At 61.8% G+C, this 21,836-nt stretch carries 20 protein-coding genes and 2 pseudogenes; 16 read left to right on the forward strand and 6 right to left on the reverse strand.

Features of this window, described 5'->3' with window-relative positions:
• From ACYVHT_RS10800 to ACYVHT_RS10820, 5 genes and pseudogenes are all read left to right on the forward strand, one after another.
• A pseudogene (locus tag ACYVHT_RS10800) lies at nucleotides 1-749 on the forward strand (DNA polymerase III subunit gamma/tau); the annotation flags it as partial.
• Between the two features lie 203 nt (nucleotides 750-952).
• On the forward strand, nucleotides 953-4,015 hold the full coding sequence (locus ACYVHT_RS10805; RefSeq protein WP_460551076.1) for a M16 family metallopeptidase: 3,063 nt from the start codon (nucleotides 953-955) through the stop codon (nucleotides 4,013-4,015).
• A 139-nt stretch (nucleotides 4,016-4,154) separates the two neighbouring features.
• On the forward strand, nucleotides 4,155-5,420 hold the full coding sequence (icd, locus tag ACYVHT_RS10810; protein ID WP_460551079.1) for an isocitrate/isopropylmalate dehydrogenase family protein: 1,266 nt from the start codon (nucleotides 4,155-4,157) through the stop codon (nucleotides 5,418-5,420).
• Nucleotides 5,421-5,510: 90 nt separating this feature from the next.
• A complete protein-coding gene (locus ACYVHT_RS10815) occupies nucleotides 5,511-6,008 on the forward strand; it encodes a hypothetical protein (protein WP_460551082.1) in 498 nt (165 codons plus the stop codon).
• 238 nt (nucleotides 6,009-6,246) lie between these two features.
• Nucleotides 6,247-6,615, forward strand: a complete 369-nt coding sequence (locus ACYVHT_RS10820; protein ID WP_460551085.1) for a hypothetical protein — start codon at nucleotides 6,247-6,249, stop codon at nucleotides 6,613-6,615.
• Between the two features lie 5 nt (nucleotides 6,616-6,620).
• On the opposite strand, the gene ACYVHT_RS10825 is transcribed toward ACYVHT_RS10820, so the two are convergent.
• On the reverse strand, nucleotides 6,621-8,021 hold the full coding sequence (locus ACYVHT_RS10825) for a mercuric reductase (RefSeq protein ID WP_460551087.1): 1,401 nt from the start codon (nucleotides 8,019-8,021) through the stop codon (nucleotides 6,621-6,623).
• A 240-nt stretch (nucleotides 8,022-8,261) separates the two neighbouring features.
• Here ACYVHT_RS10825 and ACYVHT_RS10830 point away from each other — a divergent pair, with 240 nt between their 5' ends.
• The gene (locus ACYVHT_RS10830; RefSeq protein ID WP_460551089.1) at nucleotides 8,262-8,903 is read left to right on the forward strand and encodes a hypothetical protein; all 642 of its coding nucleotides are present in this window, start codon (nucleotides 8,262-8,264) and stop codon (nucleotides 8,901-8,903) included.
• A gap of 60 nt (nucleotides 8,904-8,963) precedes the next feature.
• Here ACYVHT_RS10830 and ACYVHT_RS10835 read toward each other — a convergent pair whose 3' ends face one another.
• Together ACYVHT_RS10835 and sucD are read right to left on the reverse strand one after the other, a co-directional pair.
• On the reverse strand, nucleotides 8,964-10,538 hold the full coding sequence (locus tag ACYVHT_RS10835; RefSeq protein WP_460551091.1) for a S1C family serine protease: 1,575 nt from the start codon (nucleotides 10,536-10,538) through the stop codon (nucleotides 8,964-8,966).
• 103 nt (nucleotides 10,539-10,641) lie between these two features.
• Complete coding sequence (gene sucD / locus ACYVHT_RS10840; RefSeq protein ID WP_460551093.1) at nucleotides 10,642-11,523, reverse strand: succinate--CoA ligase subunit alpha; 882 nt, start codon at nucleotides 11,521-11,523, stop codon at nucleotides 10,642-10,644.
• Between the two features lie 304 nt (nucleotides 11,524-11,827).
• Here sucD and ACYVHT_RS10845 point away from each other — a divergent pair.
• Both ACYVHT_RS10845 and ACYVHT_RS10850 read left to right on the forward strand, forming a co-directional pair.
• Nucleotides 11,828-12,802, forward strand: a pseudogene (locus ACYVHT_RS10845) (PLP-dependent cysteine synthase family protein); the annotation flags it as partial.
• Nucleotides 12,803-12,887: 85 nt separating this feature from the next.
• The gene (locus tag ACYVHT_RS10850) at nucleotides 12,888-13,286 is read left to right on the forward strand and encodes a response regulator (RefSeq protein ID WP_460551095.1); all 399 of its coding nucleotides are present in this window, start codon (nucleotides 12,888-12,890) and stop codon (nucleotides 13,284-13,286) included.
• Between the two features lie 97 nt (nucleotides 13,287-13,383).
• Here ACYVHT_RS10850 and ACYVHT_RS10855 read toward each other — a convergent pair whose 3' ends face one another.
• Together ACYVHT_RS10855 and ade are read right to left on the reverse strand one after the other, a co-directional pair.
• The gene (locus ACYVHT_RS10855; RefSeq protein ID WP_460551097.1) at nucleotides 13,384-13,866 is read right to left on the reverse strand and encodes a hypothetical protein; all 483 of its coding nucleotides are present in this window, start codon (nucleotides 13,864-13,866) and stop codon (nucleotides 13,384-13,386) included.
• A 133-nt stretch (nucleotides 13,867-13,999) separates the two neighbouring features.
• A complete protein-coding gene (gene ade / locus ACYVHT_RS10860; RefSeq protein WP_460551099.1) occupies nucleotides 14,000-15,655 on the reverse strand; it encodes an adenine deaminase in 1,656 nt (551 codons plus the stop codon).
• Between the two features lie 88 nt (nucleotides 15,656-15,743).
• Here ade and ACYVHT_RS10865 point away from each other — a divergent pair, with 88 nt between their 5' ends.
• From ACYVHT_RS10865 to ACYVHT_RS10885, 5 genes are all read left to right on the forward strand, one after another.
• Nucleotides 15,744-15,893 (forward strand): hypothetical protein, encoded by a 150-nt coding sequence (locus tag ACYVHT_RS10865; RefSeq protein WP_460551102.1) that lies wholly within the window; start codon nucleotides 15,744-15,746, stop codon nucleotides 15,891-15,893.
• Between the two features lie 54 nt (nucleotides 15,894-15,947).
• Nucleotides 15,948-16,637: a hypothetical protein gene (locus ACYVHT_RS10870; RefSeq protein WP_460551105.1), complete on the forward strand. Its 690-nt coding sequence runs from the start codon at nucleotides 15,948-15,950 to the stop codon at nucleotides 16,635-16,637.
• 175 nt (nucleotides 16,638-16,812) lie between these two features.
• A complete protein-coding gene (locus tag ACYVHT_RS10875) occupies nucleotides 16,813-17,220 on the forward strand; it encodes a hypothetical protein (RefSeq protein WP_460551108.1) in 408 nt (135 codons plus the stop codon).
• A 31-nt stretch (nucleotides 17,221-17,251) separates the two neighbouring features.
• The gene (gene cmk / locus ACYVHT_RS10880) at nucleotides 17,252-17,944 is read left to right on the forward strand and encodes a (d)CMP kinase (RefSeq protein WP_460551111.1); all 693 of its coding nucleotides are present in this window, start codon (nucleotides 17,252-17,254) and stop codon (nucleotides 17,942-17,944) included.
• Nucleotides 17,945-18,069: 125 nt separating this feature from the next.
• The gene (locus tag ACYVHT_RS10885) at nucleotides 18,070-18,951 is read left to right on the forward strand and encodes a 4-hydroxy-3-methylbut-2-enyl diphosphate reductase (protein ID WP_460551113.1); all 882 of its coding nucleotides are present in this window, start codon (nucleotides 18,070-18,072) and stop codon (nucleotides 18,949-18,951) included.
• A gap of 43 nt (nucleotides 18,952-18,994) precedes the next feature.
• On the opposite strand, the gene ACYVHT_RS10890 is transcribed toward ACYVHT_RS10885, so the two are convergent.
• Nucleotides 18,995-19,534 (reverse strand): macro domain-containing protein, encoded by a 540-nt coding sequence (locus ACYVHT_RS10890; RefSeq protein ID WP_460551115.1) that lies wholly within the window; start codon nucleotides 19,532-19,534, stop codon nucleotides 18,995-18,997.
• 211 nt (nucleotides 19,535-19,745) lie between these two features.
• On the opposite strand from ACYVHT_RS10890, the gene ACYVHT_RS10895 reads away from it, so the two are divergent.
• The 3 genes from ACYVHT_RS10895 to rimK all read left to right on the forward strand — a co-directional run bounded on the left by ACYVHT_RS10895 (nucleotide 19,746) and on the right by rimK (nucleotide 21,795).
• Nucleotides 19,746-20,057, forward strand: coding sequence for a 2TM domain-containing protein (locus ACYVHT_RS10895; RefSeq protein ID WP_460551118.1), 312 nt, complete (start codon nucleotides 19,746-19,748; stop codon nucleotides 20,055-20,057).
• A 238-nt stretch (nucleotides 20,058-20,295) separates the two neighbouring features.
• On the forward strand, nucleotides 20,296-20,787 hold the full coding sequence (locus ACYVHT_RS10900; RefSeq protein ID WP_460551120.1) for an ATP-dependent zinc protease family protein: 492 nt from the start codon (nucleotides 20,296-20,298) through the stop codon (nucleotides 20,785-20,787).
• A gap of 54 nt (nucleotides 20,788-20,841) precedes the next feature.
• Nucleotides 20,842-21,795: a 30S ribosomal protein S6--L-glutamate ligase gene (gene rimK / locus ACYVHT_RS10905; protein WP_460551123.1), complete on the forward strand. Its 954-nt coding sequence runs from the start codon at nucleotides 20,842-20,844 to the stop codon at nucleotides 21,793-21,795.
• Nucleotides 21,796-21,836 lie beyond the last annotated feature (41 nt).

The following is a 21,836-nucleotide window of genomic DNA, read 5'->3' on the forward strand; positions in this document are numbered from 1 at the left end:
CCGCGCCGCTGCCCATGCCGGCCGGCCCGCCCGTGGCCACCGGCCCGGCCCCGGCCGATGGCCCCGAGCCGCTGCCCGTGGAAAACGGCGTGGACGAGCTGCACGACACGCCCAGCATTGAGGCCGACCCGGACGCCGCCATCACCGAGCGCCACCAGATGCGCGACACGCTGCCGCACGTCGAAATCGGCGTGCCCAGCTTCGAGGGAATTGAGCCCGCGCCGCGCGCCACGCCACAGGCGGCCTTTGCCAAAATTCCCAGCCTGGCCAGCAAAATCCCCAGCCTGAAGGACCTGAGCAGCCGGGCTGCTGCCGCCGCCAGCCAGTCGGCCCAGGCTGCGGCGGCGTTGGCCGAGCCGCAGCATACCGGTGGCCCGATTGCGCCCATCGACCCCGCGCTGCTACAGCGGGTGTGGAAGGAAATAGCGGAAGAGCGCCGCGCTCAGGACCGCATGAGCGAATATTGGGTGCTGAACCGCCCCGTCACGGCCAATGCCGAGCACAGCATCGAGCTGGCCGTCGATAACCCCATTCAGATTGACCAGTTCAACGAAATGCGGGTAGAATTCCTGGCCGACCTGCGCCGCCGCACCGGCCACCCCCGCCTCAGCGTGCAGCCCGTGCTGACGGAGGCCGCTCCCACGGCCAAACGGCTCTATACTACTTCGGATAAATTCGAGTACCTGGCCGAGCGGTTCCCCGCCCTGCGCGAGGCCAAGCAACGTCTGGGCCTGGAAGCCGACTATTAGCGTAGCGCGGGCGTAGTCCGCGTCTCCGAACGATGCCCGAGCGGCTCTGCCGGTGGATGGGCGCGGGCTGCAAAATCGGCACTGCAATCCTGCAAACGATTGGGAAAGCTTGCTAGCGCTGATACGGCGGCTGGCTGGCAACGAAACAATCTGCCAAGATAAGACCAAATTTTGTTTTTTATTCCCCTATCACCCAGCTACCTTTGTTTTTTGAATCCCCCAGCTACCCGCCCGCGACTTTCGTGAAAAACAACTTTTTGCTGCTGTTTCCCGCCCTGGCGGTACTGGGCCTCACCACGCAATGCCAATCGAGCAAGCCGGCTGCTACTACTTCGGCCACTGCCGCCGCCCCGGCTTCAACCGCCGCCGCGCCCGCTGCCCCGAAGGAATACCGCTACGAATCGGTGCCCGGCGACCCGCTGGGCGTGCGTATCTATAAATTGGATAACGGCCTGACCGTCTATCTGTCCGACTACAAAGACGCGCCGCGCATCCAGACCTATCTGGCCGTGCGCGCCGGCTCTAAAAACGACCCTGCCACCGCCACCGGCCTCGCGCACTACCTCGAGCACATGGTGTTTAAGGGCACCTCGCAGCTGGGCACGCAGGACTGGGCCAGGGAAAAAGTAGAGCTCGACAAGATTGAGGCGCTCTACGAAGTGTACCGCGGCCAGCGCAACGACCCGGCGGCCCGCAAGCGTACCTACCACCAGATTGACTCCATCTCGGGCGTAGCGGCTAAGTACGCCGTGCCGAACGAATACGACAAGGTGATGGGCGCCATCGGCGCGAAGGGCTCCAACGCGCACACCTCGAACGAGGAAACGGTGTATCAGGAGGACATTCCGAGCAACCAGCTGGAGAAGTGGGCCGCCATTCAATCGGAGCGGCTGCGCGAGATGGTGCCGCGCCTGTTCCACACCGAGCTGGAGGCTGTGTACGAGGAGAAAAACCGCGGCTTGGATTCCGATTTCAATAAGGAGTTTGAGGCACTGAATGCGGCGCTCTACCCCACGCACCCTTACGGTACGCAGACGACCATCGGCACGATTGAGCACCTGCAAAACCCGTCCATCACGGAGATTAAGAAGTATTTCGGCGAGTATTACGTGCCGAACAACGTGGCACTGTGCCTGAGCGGCGACCTGGATTTTGACCAGACCATCCGGCTTATCGACAAGTATTTTGGCGCGATGCCGAGCAAGCCGGTGCCGGCTTTCAACGCGCCCGTCGAAAAGCCCATCACGGCCCCCATTACCAAGGAAGTGCTGGGGCCGGCGTCGGAAAACGTGATGCTGGGCTACCGCCTGCCGGGCAAGGCCTCGAAAGATGCGGTGCGCCTGCGGATGCTGGACAAAATCCTGACCAACGGCCAGGCCGGCCTCATCGACCTCGACCTGAACCAGCAGCAGAAGGTACTGGAAGCGGCCTCGTTCACGGACATGAACGACGACTACTCCACGCACGTCATCTACGGGACGCCGCGCCAGGGGCAGAAGCTCGATGATGTGAAGCGCCTGCTGCTGGGCGAGCTGGCCAAGGTGAAAGCCGGCAACTTCCCCGACTGGCTGATTCCGGCCATCATCAACAACGAGAAGCTGACCCGCACCAAAAGCTACGAAAGCAACGAGGCCCGCGCCAGCGCCATGTACGAGGCGTTTATTGAGCGCATCAGCTGGAAGGACTACCTGGAGCAGCAGGAAGATTTCGGCAAAATCACGAAAGCCGAAATCGTAAAATTCGCCAACGACAACTACGGCGAAAACTACGTGACCGTGTTCAAGCGCACCGGCACCGACCCCAACAAGGTGAAGGTGGTGAAGCCCGCCATCACGCCCGTGCCGGCCAACCGCGATGTGGCTTCGGCCTACTACAAGCAGCTCACCGCCATGCCGAGCACGGAGCTGCAGCCGGTGTTTGTGGACTACAAAAAGGACATTCAGGAAACGGAAATCAAGCCCGACCTGCCGCTGTACTACACCCACAACGACGAAAACGGCCTGTTCAATCTGTCCTACGTCTTCGACCTGGGCAAGAACAACGACCCGCGCTGGAGCCTCGCTTCCGATTACCTGCAATACCTCGGCACCGGCAACTACAGCGCCGCGCAGCTGCAGCAGGAATTCTACAAGCTGGGCTGCTCCTTCAATGTGAGCAGCGGCCCCGACCGCATTTTCGTCACCCTCAACGGCCTCGACAGCAACCTGGAGCCCGCGCTGAAGCTGTTTGAGCAGTTGCTGAACGCGCCCAAGCCCGACGCCGTGGCTCTGAAAGACATGGTGGCCGGCGTGCTCAAGCAGCGCCAGGATGCCAAGCTCGAAAAGCGCGTGATTCTGAATCAGGCGATGGTGAACTACGTGAAGTACGGCCCGAAAAACCCCTTCACCAACGTACTAAGTGAGAAAGAGCTAAAGGCTCTGAAGCCCGAGCAGCTTACGGCCATGATTAAGAAGCTGGAGTCGTACCAGCATCGGGTGCTGTATTTCGGGCCTAGTAATATGGTGAGTAGTGCCCATCCAGGCAGCCCCACTTTCAGAATCAAAGGTGTTAAATCCATTCTGAATGAGTTGCACCAAACCCCCGCTAAACTTACGCCCGCCCCGGCCGCGAAAGACTTCGTTGAGCAGCCGCTGAAAGACAAAAAAGTCTATTGGGTGGACTATAACATGGTGCAGGCCGAAATCCTGTTCCTGACCAAGGGCGACCTGTATAGCAAGGAACTGGCCCCCACGGTGGCGCTCTACAACGAGTATTTCGGCGGCGGCATGGGCAGCATCGTGTTCCAGGATTTGCGCGAGAGCAAGGCGCTGGCCTATTCGGCCTACTCCGGCTACAACAATGCCGACAAACTGGGCCGGTCCAACTACAACCTGAGCTACATCGGCACGCAGAGCGACAAGCTGCCCGAGGCCATGGCCGGCATGGAAGCCCTGCTGACGGATATGCCGGTGGCCGAAGCCAACCTGGAAATCGCCAAAAACGCCATCCGCAACAGCATCAGCACCGAGCGCATCACCAAAAACAACGTGCTGCTGAGCTACGAGCGGGCCAAGCGCCTGGGCCTCGACTACGACATCCGCCGCGACGTGTATGCCAGCACCCAGAAAATGACTTTCGATGAGTTGAAGAAGTTTCAGCTAGCCAAGATTCACGGCCAGAACCAGGTAATTCTGGTCATCGGCTCGAAAGAACGGCTGAATTTCAAGGAGCTGGCCAAGTACGGCCAGGTGCAGCAGCTTACGCTGAAGGAGATTTTCGGGTATTAACCGCCCCGTTAATTGTCATGCTGAGCACAGCGAAGCCCCTTGTCCCGCCTGCGCTCAGTTGAATTATTTCCCACGACCCTGACGCGATAAGGTCCTTCGCTGCGCTCAGGATGACAGACTTACACAAACGAATACCCACATGGCAGAGCAAAAAATCACCATTAAAAACGGCAAGCTGACCGTTCCGGACAAACCCACCATTCCCTTCATCGAGGGCGACGGGACGGGGCCGGACATTTGGCGCGCCTCCAGGCTGGTGTTCGACGCCGCAGTGGAAAAAGCTTACGGTGGCAAAAAGCAGCTGGTGTGGAAGGAAGTGCTGGCCGGTGAGAAAGCCTACAAAGCCACCAACAACTGGCTGCCCAACGAAACCCTCGATGCGTTCCGCGAATACCTCGTGGGCATCAAAGGGCCGCTGACCACGCCCGTGGGCGGCGGCATCCGCTCGCTCAACGTGGCCCTGCGCCAGGAGCTGGACCTCTACGCCTGCGTGCGCCCCGTGCGCTACTACGACGGCGTGCCCTCGCCGGTGAAGCACCCGGAGCTGACCAACATGGTCATCTTCCGCGAAAACACGGAGGACATCTACGCCGGCATCGAGTACATGAACGGCACGCCCCAGGCCCAGAAAATGCTCGAATTCCTGCAGGACGAGATGGGCGTGAAGAAAATCCGCTTCCCCGATTCGTCGTCGTTCGGCATCAAGCCGGTGAGCAAGGAAGGCACCGAGCGCCTCGTGCGCGCCGCCATCAAGTACGCCCTCGAAAACAAGCTGCCCTCGGTGACGCTCGTGCACAAGGGCAACATCATGAAATTCACCGAAGGCGCGTTCAAAACCTGGGGCTACGAGCTGGCCGAGAAGGAGTTTGGCCCCAAAGTGTTTACCTGGGCGCAGTACGATAAAATCGTGGCCAAGCAGGGCGTGGAAGTGGCCGAGGCCCTGCAGAAGCAGGCCGTGGAGCAGGGCAAGCTCATCATCAAGGACAGCATTGCCGATGCCTTCCTGCAGCAGATTCTGCTGCGCCCCGCCGAGTATTCGGTGGTGGCTACCCTGAACCTGAACGGCGACTACATCTCCGACGCCCTGGCCGCCATTGTGGGCGGCATCGGCATCGCGCCGGGCGCCAACATCAACTACCTCACCGGCCACGCCATCTTCGAAGCCACCCACGGCACGGCCCCCAAATACGCCAACCAGGACAAGGTGAACCCCGGCTCCGTCATCCTCTCCGGTGTGATGATGCTGGAGTACATGGGCTGGAAGGAAGCCGCCGCCCTCATCAACAAAGGCCTCGAAGCCGCCATCGCCAGCAAGCGCGTGACCTACGACTTCGAACGCCAGATGGACGGCGCCACCCTCCTCAAAACGAGCGAATTCGGCCAGGAGATTATCAAGAATATGTAGTAGCTTGGCCGCTGCCTAAGCACCAACAGAAACCCCCGCGTCGGCTGCAAGGCTGGCGCGGGGGTTTTGGTTTTCTAAACGATGCAAAATATGGAATTGATTCTAATATTATTCGTCACTTTATTCTCTACTAATAGTCCGAAGCAAGTTGTTCTTCCAAACGATTTTGCTATCAGGTTAAACAATGGAACAGATGCTTTAGACACTTTTTATGGAATGTATTCGCGTAGGGATGTTTCTAGGACACATGCCGATGGCTCTGATGCCGAGCCTGCAGATTCTACGATTAACTTTAAATTTTCTGCAAGCGAAAAACTTATCATTTACAAAGAATTATTAAAGGTTAATTATACTTCCTTTCCCAAAGAAATTAAGGTTAAGTGCCAGGCAGAGATGCTACCTAGTTCACTTTTTATTATGATTGTTAGGGCAAATGGCAAACAGAAGCTGATAAGATATGATGATGCATGCATCAGCACAGATAAAAGAGTGAAGGATTTCCAGCATTTGATTGCTTTCGTCTATGGTATGGCGAAGCGTCATGAAGAAGTGAGGAAATTACCTGCATCGATGAGCATCAAATTATAGTTGACTTCTCGGCTGGCGCGCGTCTGCGACGCGCTGCCTACTGGCGCCGAGCCTGCGGCTCGGGTATTGGCTGACGTTGCAGTCGTAAGCACGGCCCGAGCCACAGGCCACCCGGCAGCGCGTCGCAGACGCGCGCCAGCCGAGGGAGTTTCTCTCTCTGCCGCCCCTAGTGGAGCATTGAATTCTCTCGACCAATTCTTTTCTTCACGTATCCTTCCGCCCATTCGCCTGCCTCGCCATGAACATCAACAGCCAAGGTTTCCGCCTGCTTCTTCTGGTATCGGTTTGCATGCTGCTCAGCGCCTGGCTGCCGGCGCATTTCAAGCTGTGGTTTGTGAGCGAAACCGGCCATGTCGGCCACGGGCAGACACTGAACCTGCTGATGATTCTGCTGCTGTTTGGGCGGTGGCGGCACGCCATCACCCTGGCCCTGTTCGTAAACGGGCTGCAGTTCATTTTCGGCGCCATCATTCTGTTTACCGCCTGGAAATGGGGCAGCCCCATCCTCGGCTACAGCCTGACCACCCTGCTGCACTTCGTGGTGCTGAAGGTGCTGAACGACTCCCGCGCCGTGCGTGCATTCATGCAGGACAAGCAACTGGCCTAGCCATTTTATTCCCCCGGCTTCAGCCGCTGAAAGGCATTGTTCAGCACCTCGGCCCAGGTGGGGTGGGCCAGAATCATGTCTTCCAGCTCCTGGTAGCGCAGCTTGCCGGCCATCGCCAGCTGAAACATGGTCATGATTTCGCCGCCCTGCTCGCAGAACACGGCCGCGCCCAGCAGCCGGTCATCCTCACCCACCAGCACCTCCACGAAGCCATCGGTTTCGCCCGTCTGCACGGCCCGGCCGATGGTGCGGGCCGGCAGCCGGCTCACCCGGTAGGGGATGCCTTTTTCTTTGGCCTGGTTCTTCGAGAGGCCGATGCGGCCCAGCTGCGGCTCGGTGAACACCACGTAGGGGAGGGGCCGGTCGTGGGTGGTGCGCCGGCCGTGGTGCAGCAGCGCGTCGCGCACAATGCGGTAGTCGTCGTAGGCAATGTGGGTGAACTGCGGCCCGCCCTTCACATCGCCCAGGGCATACACGCCGCGCGTGCCGGTTTGCAGGTGCTCGTTGACTTCGATGTAGCCGTCTTCGTCCAGCTTAATGCCGGTGTGTTCGAGGCCCAGGGCTTGGGTGTTGGGCTCGCGGCCCACGGCCACCAGCAGGTGGCTGCCGTGCAGGCGGCGCTCGCCGTGCTTGGTGGCCACGGTGAGGGTGATGCTGCCATCGGCGGCGCGGCTCACGCGGCGGGTTTCGGCGCTGAGCACCAGCTCCACGCCGGCCTCGGCGAGACAGGTTTCCAGCGGGTGGCTCACGTCGGGGTCTTCGCGGGCCATCAGGCGCGGCTTGCTGTCGATGACCGTGACGCGGCTGCCCAGCCGCCGAAACAGCTGGCCAAACTCCACCCCAATGTAGCTGCCGCCCATGATGAGCAAGTGCTCGGGCTGCTCCGTGAGGTGCAGCAGCAGCGCGTCACTGGTGAGGTAGCCGCTGTCGGCCAGCCCTTCAATGTCAGGCACGGCCGCCCTGGTGCCGGTATTGATGAAGATGAGCGGGGCCGTGACCTGCTGCTCGCCGCCGCCCACCAGCGCCACCCGTAGCGTGTGCGGAGCTGTGAATTGCGCCCGCCCGCGAATGAGCGTGATGCCGTCGCGGTCCTCCGTCAGCTTGCGGTGCAGGCTGTCGCGCGAGTTCTGGCGCAGGCGGTGCATGCGCTCAATCACGGCCGCGAAGTCAATTTCCGGCTCCGGTGCCTTGATGCCCAGCTCGCCGGCCGTGCGCACGTGGTGCGCCCGCTGGGCCGAGGCCAGCAGCGCCTTGGTGGGTGCGCAGCCGTAGTTGATGCACGACCCGCCCAGCGCCTCGCGCTCAATCATGGCCACACTCCGGCCGGCTTCGGCCAGGGCGTAGGCCAGCGGCGTACCCGCCTGGCCGGCTCCAATAATAATGGCATCAAACGAATCGGCGGGCATAGCGGGCGGGGTGAGGTTGGCTCCTACATACGGCCCGGCTTGCCCTTGCGACTGACCGCCGCGAGTGAAATCCGCCGGAAAGTCCGGCAGAAGCACGAAATTGCCGGCTCAGGCGTTGCCTGGCCCTTGCTCACCACGCCCCGCCCCATGAAGCACTTGCTGCGTTTAGCCGTTTTGCCTGTCCTTACTGGCCTCCCGGGCTGCGCTTCGCTTTACTTTCCGCCGCCGCCGCACGCGCCCATGCTCACGCACCAGGGCGAGTTCTACGGCACCGTGAGCACCAACCAGCACACCAACTACGCCCTGCAAGGGGCCTACGGCCTCACCAACCACCTCGCGGTGGCGGGCACTTTTTCCTCCCTGCACCGCAAAAAATCCGACAAGACCGAAAACATCGACTTCGGCGAAGCCAGCCTGGGCTACTTCACCCGCCTGCCCGACAAGCGCGTGCTCGAAGTGTACGTGGGCGGCGGCGGCGGCGCTACCCAGCGCATCGAGCGCAACGACGCCCAGCTCACCACCCGCACCCTCGACGGCAGCCTGTCCAAGATATTCGCCCAGGTGAACTATGCCAAGAAGAAGCAAAACAGCCTGCACCTCTTTCACCGCGACTTCCCGCTCACCTACGGGGCGGCCATGCGCCTGAGCTACATGCAGCTCAACAACTTCACCATCGACGGCCTGGCCGCCCCCGGCGAAAACAACGTCTTCTTCGAGCCCATCACCTTCACCCGCACCCAGATTGCCGGCCCCGTGCAGCTGCAGCTCATGAGCGGCCAGATTTTCGGCTTCCGCAACAACAAGTACCTGAAAGCGGCTAATTCGGTGTTTCAGATTGGCATCGTCATCAATTTGGACAAGAACACGACGCTGGACGAATAGGGTATCAAAAAAGGCCCTGGCAGAAGCCAGGGCCTTTTTTAGGCCGGAAATACTTCCTGTTTAATCCACGAATTTGAGCTGCAAGGCGTCGGCTACCTGCTCGGCCGGAATGGCGAAGCCGATGCCCTCGACGCCGCGGCCCACCAGCTTGGCATTCACAATGCCCAGCAGCTGGCCCGAGCGGCCGACCAGGGCCCCGCCGCTGTTGCCGCCGTTGATGCTCACGTCGGTTTGCAGCAGCGCGTGGCCGTCAATCTTGCGCCGCCCGCTGATGATGCCTTTCGTCACCGTCTGGCTCAGTTCCTTGTCGGCGGGCGTGCCGATGGCGAATGCATCAGCGCCAATCTCGGCCACGCTCGCGGCCGGCAATTGGAAGGCGGTCAGGCCATCGGAATCCGTTTTGATTAGCGCCAGGTCCATCTCCGCATTCACGCGCACCACCCTGCCTTTGGCGGGCACGCCATCGGCCAGCAGCACTTTTACCTCGCGCGCATCGCCCACCACGTGGGCGTTGGTGACGATGTAGCCATCGCCCGAGATGATGCAGCCGCTGCCATGCCCGTCGCTGGTTTCCACCACGACGACGCTCCGGGCGGCCTGGGCCACGCCATTGTCGCTCGTGGGCTTGGCGGCGGCGGCGCGGTGCAGCGTAATGGCTGCCAGCGGCTCGGTACTGGTCGCCACCTTGTCGCTGCCGCTGCTGGTCTTCGACAGGGCCGTTGCCACGTCTTTATTCTCCAGGAAAGTCAGCAGCGAGTTGTCGAAGGCATCTTCGAGAGCAGCGCTGCCGCCTTTTTCGGCCTTGATGCTGGAGCCGGTTGTCTTCTGCTCGGCCACCGTCTGCCGGGCCTGGTTAACCAGTTTCCAGGTGACCGCAACCTTGCAGTTGGTGGAGTAATGGGCAAAATCCACGTACTTATTGGTGGCCATGACATCGTATTTTATCTCGTGCATCTCTCCCTGGAGCGTATAGCGCGCGGTGGAGTTGGTTGAGAACACGCTGCGGTCTTCGCCGCCGGGCACGGTGTAGCCCAGGTCCTTGAGGGTGGTATTGACGTTGTTGCGGAGGTTGCCGGCATCCACGTCGAGCGACTTGCCGAAGTACAGCACATCCGTTGGCTCGTTCACGATGTAGAAATTGCCCATTTTTTCGCCGCCCTTAATTCGCACATTGATGGGCCCGGCCTGAATGCTGGGGCTGCCCGCCACCGCCTTGTTCAGCCGCGGCATGACGGCGTGCACGTCGGTTTTGCTGAACTTGCGCCCGGCCCCGGTGCCCGCATCCACGAAGTAGCCGACAATAAACGGAATGACCAGCACCAGACCCAGAAAGTCGAGGTAGGCAACGGGGTTGGGCCGGTCGGCCGTCAGCGCCTCGTTGTAGTCCTTGTAGCCTTCGTGCTTCACTTTGAGCTCCGAGGTGCCCTTGCGCTTGAGCAGTACGCTTACGGTGCCAGGCGCTGAAGCTACCGGCCGGGCTTTGATGGCCTTGTCGTTGACGTAATACGCGCTGCCCTCCGGCTGCCCCGAGATGTGCATTGACTGCCGGGAACCGGAGATGATGGTAGCGCAGCTCTGCAACAGCACCAAGCTGATAAGCAGGCCACAAACAATTGGAGTAAAGATTTTTCTCATGCAGGGTAGGTAAGGGAGGCAACAAAAGAAATCGGTAGCAGCCGAAGTACAATACTCCGACTGCTACCGATTCAGTAAATATAGTCCAGCTGAAAAACGAGGGCTATTTGCCGCCCAGCACGCGCAGCATGGTGTCGCCAATCTCGGCGGGCGAATCCACCACGTGGATGCCGCACTCGCGCATGATGGCCATTTTCGCAGCGGCCGTGTCGTCGGCACCGCCTACGATGGCGCCGGCGTGGCCCATGCGGCGGCCGGGAGGGGCCGTCTGGCCGGCGATGAAGCCCACCACGGGCTTCTTGTTGCCGGTTTCCTTAATCCAGCGCGCAGCTTCGGCTTCCATGCCGCCGCCGATTTCGCCAATCATCACGATGCCTTCGGTTTCGGGGTCGTTCATGAGCAGCTCCACCGCCTGCTTGGTGGTGGTGCCGATGATGGGGTCGCCGCCGATGCCGATGGCCGTGGTCTGGCCCAGGCCGGCTTTGGTGAGCTGGTCCACGGCTTCGTAGGTCAGCGTGCCCGACTTGGACACGATGCCGATTTTGCCTTTCGAGAAGATGAAGCCGGGCATGATGCCCACTTTGCACTCGCCGGCGGTCATCACGCCGGGGCAGTTCGGCCCAATCATCGTGACGTTGGGACGCTCCGAGAGGTACTGCTTCACGGCAATCATGTCCTTGGTCGGGATGCCTTCGGTGATGGTGATAATCACCTTGATACCCGCGTCAGCGGCTTCCATGATGGCGTCGGCGGCGAAAGCCGGGGGCACGAAAATGATGGTGGTGTCGGCGCCGGCCTTCTCCACGGCCTCGGCCACGGTGTTGAACACGGGACGGCCCAGGTGCTCGGAGCCGCCTTTGCCGGGCGTCACGCCGCCCACCACGTTGGTGCCGTAGTCCATCATCTGCTGGGCGTGGAACGAGCCCTCGGAGCCGGTGAAGCCCTGCACGATAACCTTGGAATCTTTATTGACCAGAACGCTCATTCGGAGGTGTTTTTGGGTGTTGATGAAGTGGGGCGGCCGCCCGGTCGGGCAGCGGTGCTGCAAAAGTAGGGCATTTTGGGGCTAGGGCAAGGCCGGTGTATATCATCGGCGAACCATCTCTCAGCCTGAGCACAGTGCAGGACCTGTTCACGTCTGTTCTGCCTGCTTTAAATGAGGATTGCCACAGGCTGTTCAGCGGCGGCAAGGTCCTGCGCTGCGCTCAGGATGACAGACGCCAGCCCCGTCCCGCCTGCTAAATTCCTACCTTTGCTGTCTCACCCCAAAATCCCACCATTCATTTTCGATGTATTTCAACCACGTCATCGACGCCGTTGGCCACACGCCGCTCGTCAAGCTCAACAGCGTAAGCAAAGGCATTAAAGGCACCATCCTGGCCAAAGTCGAGTATTTCAACCCCGGCAACTCGGTGAAGGACCGCATGGCCATCCGCATGATTGAGGATGCCGAGAAAGCGGGCATTCTCAAGCCGGGCGGCACCATCATCGAGGGCACCAGCGGCAACACCGGCATGGGCCTGGCGCTGGCCGCCATTGCGAAAGGCTACAAAACCATCTTCGTGATGAGCGACAAGCAGAGCAAGGAAAAGCAGGACATCCTGCGCGCCGTGGGTGCCCAGGTGGTGGTGTGCCCCGTGGACGTGGCCCCCGAAGACCCGCGCAGCTACTACTCCGTGGCCCGCCGCCTCAACGCCGAAACGCCCAACTCCTTCTACCCCAACCAATACGACAACCTTTCGAACGCCGCCGCGCACTACGACACCACCGGCCCCGAAATCTGGCAGCAGACCGAGGGCAAAATCACGCACTGGGCGGCCGGCGTGGGCACGGGCGGCACCATCTGCGGCGTGAGCAAGTATTTGAAGGAGCAGAACCCGGCCATCGTAACGGTGGGGCTCGATACCTACGGCTCGGTGTTCAAGAAATACAAGGAAACCGGCATCTTCGATAAAAACGAAATCTATCCCTACAAAACCGAAGGCATCGGCGAAGACATTCTGCCCAAAAACGTGGACTTCGATGTCATCGACCTGTTCATCAAAGTGACCGACCAGGACGCGGCCGTGATGACGCGCCGCCTGGCCAAGGAAGAAGGCTTATTTGTGGGCTGGAGCTGCGGCTCGGCCGTTTTTGGGGCGCTGGAGTACGCCCGCGAGCACCTGAAAGAAGACGACACGATGGTGATTGTGCTGCCCGACCACGGCACGCGCTACCTCGGCAAAATCTACAACGACGACTGGATGCGCGCCCAGGGCTGGCTGTAAGTAAGCTGCACCATTGTGGAAAGAAGCTGCAATTGGTATCTTCGTAAGCTCTAAAAATAACCGTCTATCAATGTCCGCAAATTTGAATCATATCGTACTCGTTGACGACAACGAAACCACCAGCTTCCTCAACAACCGGCTGCTGGGCCGGCTGGCGGTGGCGCAGCACGTCAGCACGTTCTCGCGCGCCGACGAGGCGTTTGAACAGCTATGGGGCGACAACACGAGCGACAGCGCCGTGCCCGCGCCCGACCTGGTGTTTGTGGACCTGAAGATGCCCGGCGTGTCCGGCTTCGAGTTTCTGGAGCTCTACAACGCGCTGCCCAAACCCGTGCAGGACCAGACCGTAATGGCCGTGCTCACCACGTCGATGCACGGCGCCGATACCGCCCGCGTGGCCCAGTACCCCAACGTGGAGTACCTCACCAAGCCCCTCACCGAAGAAAAGATGCGCAAGCTGCTGGAAAAGCGGTTTCAGTAGCCTGCCATTGCGAACAGCGCGAATCAATCCGCCTTGTGCTCCGCAACTGCCCTCGTAACGTGAAAAGCCCCGGTGCTGCTACAGCATCGGGGCTTTTTTATAGCTTATCCAGCACCCGGAAAATCCCCTCCTTTTTCTTCCTGACGAAAATATAGCGGATGGAAAATGCGGTCGGAAACCGGTTCCAGTCGGCCGAGCCGTATTCGATGGTCGGCTTGAAATCGAGGGAAACGACGAACGGGATGAAGGCAATTTTATACTCGGCCCCGATGATGCCGTCGAAACCCCAGAAGTCGCCGTCGTCTTTGTTGCGGCCGTAGTGGCCGCCCGCGCCGAAATAGTAGTTCAGGCTGGGGCCGAGAATGCCGAAATGTCGCTCGGCCAGGAGCGTGGCGCTGCGCTCGCGGGGCGCAAACATGGCCAGGCCTTCCAGCGTGGCCTTGGGCAGAAACACCTGCTGAACGGTGAGGCCGTAGTTGCTGCCGTCGCTGCGCAGGCCGGCGGCGGTGCGGTATTTCTGCGCGGCGGCGGGCAGGGAGGCCAGCAGCAGCAGCGGTATAAGACGGAGCAGCAGTTTCATGAAGGGCGGAGTAGGAGCGGGGCTTGCCCCCGCCCGCTGTGTAGAACGGCCAGCTGGTGAAACCGTTCTGATGGCGGGCGGCGACAAGCCCCGCACCCATACGCAGAAACAACGCCAGAAATTGCGCGGGCAGCTACGCCACTGCGTCCACAAACGTGAACTGCTGCCCGTCGAACAAGCCTTTGTCGCTCAGCTTGAGGCTGGGAATTACCAGCAGCGCCATAAACGAAAGCGTCATAAACGGGGCGCCCAGCGGCGAGCCCAGCTGCTTGGCCAGCGCATCGACGGCGGCGTAGGCCGCGGCCACCGACTGCCCGTCCTGGTCCGACATGAGGCCGGCCACGGGCAGCGGCACCAGTATTTCCTGGCCGTCGGCGCCCACGGCGGCCAGGCCGCCTTTGGCTTCAATCACGAGGTTTACGGCGCGGGCCAGGCTTGCGTCGTCGCAGCCCACGGCGGTGATGTTGTGCGAGTCGTGGCCCACGCTGCTGGCCAGCGCACCGTGCTTCAGGCCGAACCCCTGGATGAACGCCAGCGCCGGCGCCACCTGCGGCTGGTAGCGGTTGATGACGGCCAGCTTGAGCACGTCATCGGCCACGCTGGGCACCACGAAGCCGTTTTCGATGGTGGCCGGCAAATCGACGCGGGCCGTAATGAGCTGCCCATCGAAGCACTCGATAACGCGCAGCGTGGCCGAATCTTTCGCGGTGGGCAGCTGAAAATCGGCCGCCGTCACGGGCCGGGCGTGGAAATTGTTGACCACGGCAATGGGCGCGGCGGGCAGCAGCGACTTCCCGTTCTCGGCCACCAGCTCGCCATTGAGGTACGTCTGCAGCACCTCGAAATCGCGCAAGTCCCTTACCACGATGAAGTCGGCCGGGTCGCCTTCGCCCAGCAGGCCCACCGGCAGGTGGTAGTGCTTCACGGGGTTGATGCAGGCCACGCGCAGCACGCTGAACACGTCGTGGCCCAGCGCCACGGCCCGCTGCACCAGCTGGTTGATGTGGCCGAGGACGAGTGTATCGGGGTGCTTGTCGTCGGAGCAGAACATGAGGTGGTGGTAGTGCTCGGGCATCAGCTCGATGAGGGCGTCGAAATTGCGCGCCGCCGAGCCTTCGCGAATAAGGATTTTCATGCCCACGGCCAGCTTGTCGAGCGCCTCGGCGGCCGTGAAGCACTCGTGGTCGGTGCTGATGCCGGCGCTGGCGTAGTGGGCGGCATCGTCGGCGCGCAGGCCGGGGGCGTGGCCGTCCACGGGGCGGCCGGCGGCGTGGGCGAGGGCAATTTTCTGCATCACGTCGGCGTCGCGGTGCAGCACGCCGGGCCAGTTCATCATCTCGGCCAGGTAGCCGATTTTGGGGTTTTCGAACAGCTTGGCAATGTCCTGAGCCGTGATTTCGGCCCCGGCCGTCTCGAATGGCGTGGCCGGCACGCAGCTGGGCGCGCCAAAGCAGAACTTGAACGGCGAGTGCGCCGCGTTTTCCAGCATGAACTCCACGCCGGCCACGCCCAGCACGTTGCCGATTTCGTGTGGGTCGGATACCGTGGCCACGGTGCCGTGCGTTACGGCCAGGCGCGCAAACTCGGTGGGCACCAGCAGCGAGCTTTCGACGTGGACGTGGGCATCGACGAAGCCGGGCAGCACGTAGGGCAGCGCCGGGTCCGCTTCGGCCTCGGCAATGGGCGCAATGGCGGCAATGCGGCCGTTTTCAATCTGAATAACGGCTGGTTGAATGGAACGGGCAAATAAGTCGACGACGTTGGCGGTGAGCGAGAAATCGGCAGGCATAAGCAGAGCAGTGGGCGGGGAAGAAACCGACCCAGTGCCGGTTTTGCGCAGGCAAAGAACCTTATATTTGACAAAAAACCAGTTTCCGGTGAAAAAGAACCTTGTCCTTATGCTGCTCGTGCTGCCGCTGCTGCTGGCCGAGGGCGGCTGCGCCCGCCGCACCGCGCAGCAGAAAAAAACCGCCTGGTACAAGCACCACAGCGGCGGCAAATCGGTGCCCTGCCCCTGCGGGCACTAGCGGCAGGGTAGCGCGCGGCCTATATTCGCCGAAACGATATACCCGCCGCGCTGTATGAAAATTGCTGCACTGGGCCTTGCCGCCCTGGCAATGGCCTTTGTTCAACTGGTTCCGGCAGCCCGGGCCCAGACGGCCCCGCCGCTGCCCAAGAAGCTGCCCCCGGCCGTGCCCGGCCGCATTCACCTGCTGAGCGGCAGCACGCTCGCGGTGCCGCTGGTGTACCTCGACTACAATAAGATTGTGGCCGTTGACAAGGAAGCCAGAAAAGTATATACCCCGCTGGAGGTGAGCAGCTTCGTGATGCAGCAGGATTCCTTCATCGTGCTGAAGGACTTCAAAGTAGCTGTGGGCGAAGACGAGCAGGAATATCGAATTGCCTTCGTGCGGGTGGGCGTGGTGGGGCCGGGTTTTGCGCTCTACCACTTCACGGGCACCATGCGGCGCGACGATGCCGTGCATTACGACGGGGCGCGGGCGTTTACCGGTTCCGGCTGGGTGGGCGGGGCGTACAAGTCGCAGGTGACGGAGTATGAGATGAGCAGGGTCTGGTTCGTCAAGCGCGACGACGACCCGCACTGGCTGAGCCTGCCCAAATCGGGCAGCCGCATTCGGACCATTGTGGAGCCCATTATTGCCGATGATAAGAAGCTGGTGAAAAGCGTAAGCTGGGCCTTCATCACCGCCGAGAAGGTGCAAAAGGTGCTGGCCGAATACGTGGCCGACAAAAAGGCCGGGCTGAATTAGCGCGGCGGCTGCGGGCGGGGGGCCTACCTTGCGCCCGCAAAGCCCGGCGGCCAGCCGCTGCTTTTGGGCGGCGGGCGTTGCGGGCTGTTTTATGGCTGAGCCGTAATTTGCTGACTTCAGCCCGTTGCGAATCCGGCGTCACGCGCCGCCTGTTAGGTTATTATCTACGCTATCTATGCCCGACGACACCCCGCAATCCCCCCTCGATACGATAACCGCCGCCGCCGAGCAGGTGCGCCAGCAGCTCAACCTAAAAGCCTTCGATGCCGAAGGCGTGGCCCACCTGGCCAACTTCATTCAGGCCCAGCGCGGCCAATTGGGGCCGGCCGAGCGGCCGGGCGTCATCATGGCGTTGGGCTGTTTTCTGGGGCAGTGCCTGGTGCAGGTGTACCGGGGCGAATGGGGCACCGGCAAGGACGGCAGCACCGGCATCGGACTGGCCAACCGATTTTTTTTTAACCCCTTTCATTTGGTCGATGCGCAACTGAATGAGGGAGAAAGCGCCTCCGTGGCGGCCTTTTTTGCCTCGGTTCCGCAGCGGCTGAAGACCCCGCCTGCCGTTCGTAAGGGTTGGATTTCGTAATCTTGCGGGGCCAATGGCCGCTCGCGTCGTTATGAAACAACTCGTTATCGCCATTGACGGCTACTCTTCCTGTGGCAAAAGCACCACGGCCAAGGCCGTGGCCAACCTCCTGCACTACGCCTACGTGGACACCGGCGCCATGTACCGCGCCGTGACGCTGTACCTGCTCGAACAACAAATCGGTTTCGACGATTTGGCCCGCATCGAGCAGGCGCTGCACGAAATCAGCATCAGCTTCCGCCGCAACCCCCGCACGGGCCGCAACGAGCTGTTTCTGAACGGCGCCAACCGCGAGGACGACATTCGCCAGATGCGGATTTCCAACTCCGTGAGCGAGGTGTCGGTCATTCCGATGGTGCGGCACGCTATGGTGGCCCAGCAGCAGGAAATGGGCCGCAAGCGCGGCGTGGTGATGGACGGCCGCGACATCGGCACCACCGTTTTTCCCGATGCGGAGGTCAAAATCTTCATGACGGCCGAAGTGGAGCTGCGCGCCCAGCGCCGCCAGGACGAGCTGGCCGCCAAAGGCGAAATCGTGCCCCTGGCCGACATCATCGAGAACCTGCGCAAGCGCGACTACCTCGACTCGACCCGCGCCGAAAGCCCCCTGCGCCGCGCCCCCGATGCCGTGCTGCTCGACACCACGCACATCACCATCACCGAGCAGGTCGATTTCGTGCTGGACCGCGTGTCGTCGGCGCTGTTTGCGGCGGGCTGGGACTAGGACACTGCTTTGGCAGCGCTCGGCATGACGCGCCTTTTTGCCCGGCCAATGTGCAACCCCGCCCGGCCGCCGTACCTTTGCGCCCGGCGAACTCCTCGCCGCCGCAGTGATGTTAAAGGCACAGCATGAAGGTCACGATTGATAAAAATTCCGGCTACTGCTTCGGCGTAGAATTCGCCATTCAGATGGCCGAGGATGAGTTGGCGCACGAAGAAACGCTGTATTGCCTCGGCGATATTGTGCACAACAGCATGGAAGTGGAGCGCCTGCACAAGCAGGGCCTGCGCATCATCGACCGTGAGCAGCTGGCCGGGCTGCACGATACCAAAGTCCTCATCCGGGCCCACGGCGAGCCGCCCGAAACCTACCAGTTGGCCCTGCAAAACAACCTGGAGCTGATTGATGCCAGCTGCCCGGTGGTGCTCAAGCTGCAAAACCGTGTGAAGCACGCCTTCGACCTGAGCCAGCGCCAGGACGGCCAGATTGTGATATACGGCCAGCCCGGCCATGCCGAAGTGGCCGGCCTCACGGGCCAGACCGGCAACCGCGCCATCATCGTGATGAACGAGGCCGACCTCGACCAGATTGACTTTTCGCGCCCCGTCACCTTGTTCAGCCAGACCACCAAAAGCACGGCCGGCTTCTACAAGATGAAGGCCCTGATGGAGGCGCGCATCCTGGCGGCCGGCGGCGAGTTGGACAGCTTTGACGCCAACGACAGCATTTGCCGGCAGGTGAGCAACCGCGAGCCCGCCCTGGCCAAGTTTGCCGTCGAGTACGACGTGGTGCTCTTCGTGAGCGGCCGCAAAAGCTCCAACGGCAAGGCCCTGTTTTCGGTAGTGAATGCGAAAAATCCGCGCAGCTATTTCATCGAAAACGAAACGGAGATTGAAGACGAGTGGCTGGCCGGGGCGCACACCGTGGGCATTTGCGGCGCCACCAGCACCCCGCTGTGGCTGATGAAGCAGGTGGCCGAGCGCGTGGAAGGCGTGGGCGAGCTGGCGTAGCACGTTTTTGGGGCGGCGCTCTGGACGACCGGCTTGCTTTTGGCTATTCAACAGCCCCCAGCGCCTGCTCGTAGAGCCGCTGGTTTTCCGCATCAAAGGCCACGAATACCACCGTTTGCGGAAACGCATGGGCCGCCAGCCACTGCCGCACTTCGTGCACGGCAATGGCGGCGGCTTCGGCTTTGGGGTAGCCGTAGATGCCCGTGCTGATGCCGGGGAAGGCTACGCTTTCCAGGTGGTTTTCTTCGGCCAGGCGCAGGCTGTTGCGGTAGCAGCTGGCCAGTAGCGCGGGCTCGCCTTTGTGGCCGCCGTTCCAGACCGGGCCCACCGTGTGGATGACGTGCGCCGCCGGCAGCCGCCCGCCGGTGGTGATGACGGCCTCGCCGGTTTTGCAGCCGCCCTGCCGGGCCCGGATGGCGCGGCATTCTTCCAGAATCTGCGGGCCGCCGGCGCGGTGAATGGCCCCATCGACCCCGCCGCCGCCGAGCAGGCTGGAATTGGCGGCGTTGACGATGGCCGCCACGGGCTGGCGGGTGATGTCGCCCTGCATAAGCTGAATGCGGGTGGAAAGGGGAGAAGCCATGCCTGGAAAATTTGGGAAAGGTGTAATGCAAAGTACGGGCGGGCGATTCAGTGCTTACATCGCCTAGCCGCGCTTGGGAAGTGATACAGTTCAGGACCACCAAATGACGCTTGAGCAGCCGCTAACAACCGTTCGGCAACAATAACTTGCCGGCAGCGCGACGAAAAACGAGCTTTGACCATCAATTCCAACCAACTTCATCCCCACACCCATGGAAACCCTGCAACGCGACCCCTACCTGTGGCAAAAGGCCAAAGCCCGCGCCAAGTTTCAATCGCACCTGGTCACCTACCTGGTGATAAATGCGATGCTGTGGGTGATTTGGGCCCTCACCAGCCGCCACTACGGCGGCATTCCCTGGCCCATCTGGACCACCGCGTTCTGGGGCTTTGGCCTGGTGATGAACGGCATTGCGGCCTACGGCAGCACAGGCATGAGCCGCGAGCAGCGCACCCAGCGCGAATACGAGCGGCTGGTGCGCGAGCAAAGCCCCGGCGCTGACCCGCTGGACCGCTACCGCTAGCCGGGGTCCGCAGCACTGCCCCGCAAATGGCGCCTTGGCAGTAATTAAAATACCGGCTGAACCGCCCCGGCCGGGGCCGGAAGCCCCGCAAGAGCATTTTGAGGAGAGCCGGACCGCGCCGGGCTCCTTAAAATGCTTTTTTAGGTAGTGGGCCAGCCGGCGGCGTAGCAGAAGTTGGCAGCGGCGGCAGTAGCTTCGCCAAACCCGTTCGCTCACGCGCCATCCTGCTTCGCCTGTCATGTCTCTTGTCGCCAAGCCTCGCCCTGTAAAACGCCTGCTCGGCCGCCGTGAGCTGGTTGATTTTCCGGCCTTTGCCCTCAGCGAGGTAGAGGCGAAGGTGGACACCGGGGCCTACACCAGCGCCATTCACTGCACCAACATCCACATCGAAACCCCGGCCGGGCAGCCGGCCGTGCTGGTGGTGAACCTGCTCGACCCCGGCCACGAAGGCGCCGACGGCCGGGCGCTCACCTTCACCGATTTTGCGCTGCGCGACATCCGCTCCTCCAACGGCGAGGTGCAGGAGCGCTACGTCATTCGGGCGGTGGTGCGGCTGTACGAGGAAGATTTTGAAGCCGAGTTTTCGCTCTCCGACCGCTCCGACATGAAGTACCCCGTGCTGCTGGGCCGCAGCCTGTTGCGGCAGGGCCGCTTCGTGGTCGATGTGGCCAAGCGCAACCTTTCTTACAAAGCCCGGGTTCGCCCCGGCGCCCGGCGCACCCGCTCCTGAGTAGTTTTGTGGCTCCCCGTTCGCTTCACCACCCCACATCACCAACCCTCCACGATGAAACTGGCCATTCTCTCGCGTGAGCCGAAATCCTATTCCACCCAGCGCCTGGTGGAGGCCGCCGCTGCCCGGGGCCACGAAGCCGTGGTCATCGACCACTTGCAGTGCAACATTGTGCTGGAGAAGGGCAAGCCGGGCATCATCTACCAGGGGGCGCCGCTCGAAGGAATTGATGCCATCATTCCGCGCATCGGGGCCTCGGTCACGTTCTACGGCACGGCCGTGGTGCGGCAGTTTGAGATGATGAAGGTGCGGACCGCCGTGGACAGCCAGGCCATTGTGCGCTCGCGCGACAAGCTGCGCTCGATGCAGATTCTGAGCCGCGCCGGCGTGGGCATGCCCAAAACGGCCTTCACCAACTACTCCGAAGACGTACCCGCCATGATAAGCCAGGTGGGCGGCGCGCCGGTCATCATCAAGCTGCTGGAGGGCACCCAGGGCCTGGGCGTGGTGCTGGCCGAGTCGGCCAAGGCCGCGCAGTCCGTCATCGAGGCCTTTCACAACCTCAAGGCCCGCATCATCGTGCAGGAGTTCATTGCCGAGAGCAAGGGGGCCGACCTGCGCGCCTTCGTGGTGGATGGCGAAGTGGTGGGCGCCATGAAGCGCCAGGGCAAGGAGGGCGAGTTTCGCTCCAACCTGCACCGGGGCGGCGTGGGCACCCTCGTCAAGCTCACCCGCGCCGAAAAAGCCGCCGCCCTGCTGGCCACCAAGGCCCTGGGCCTGGGCATTGCCGGCGTCGACATGTTGCAGAGCAAGCGCGGCCCGCTGGTGCTCGAAGTCAATTCCTCGCCCGGCCTCGAAGGCATCGAGAAAGCCACCACCCTCGACATTGCCGGCCGCATCATTGAATACACGGCTAACCTCACCGCCCGGAAAAAAGCCAAGCCCAAGGCCAAAAAGGGCCCCGGCCAGGCCGTGGATGCCCAGTCGGACGTGCCGGCCGGTAAGTAAGGAGCGGCTGACTCCCCTCCTTACCAAGGAGGGGATGTTTC

The organism is Hymenobacter daeguensis, from assembly GCF_054780555.1.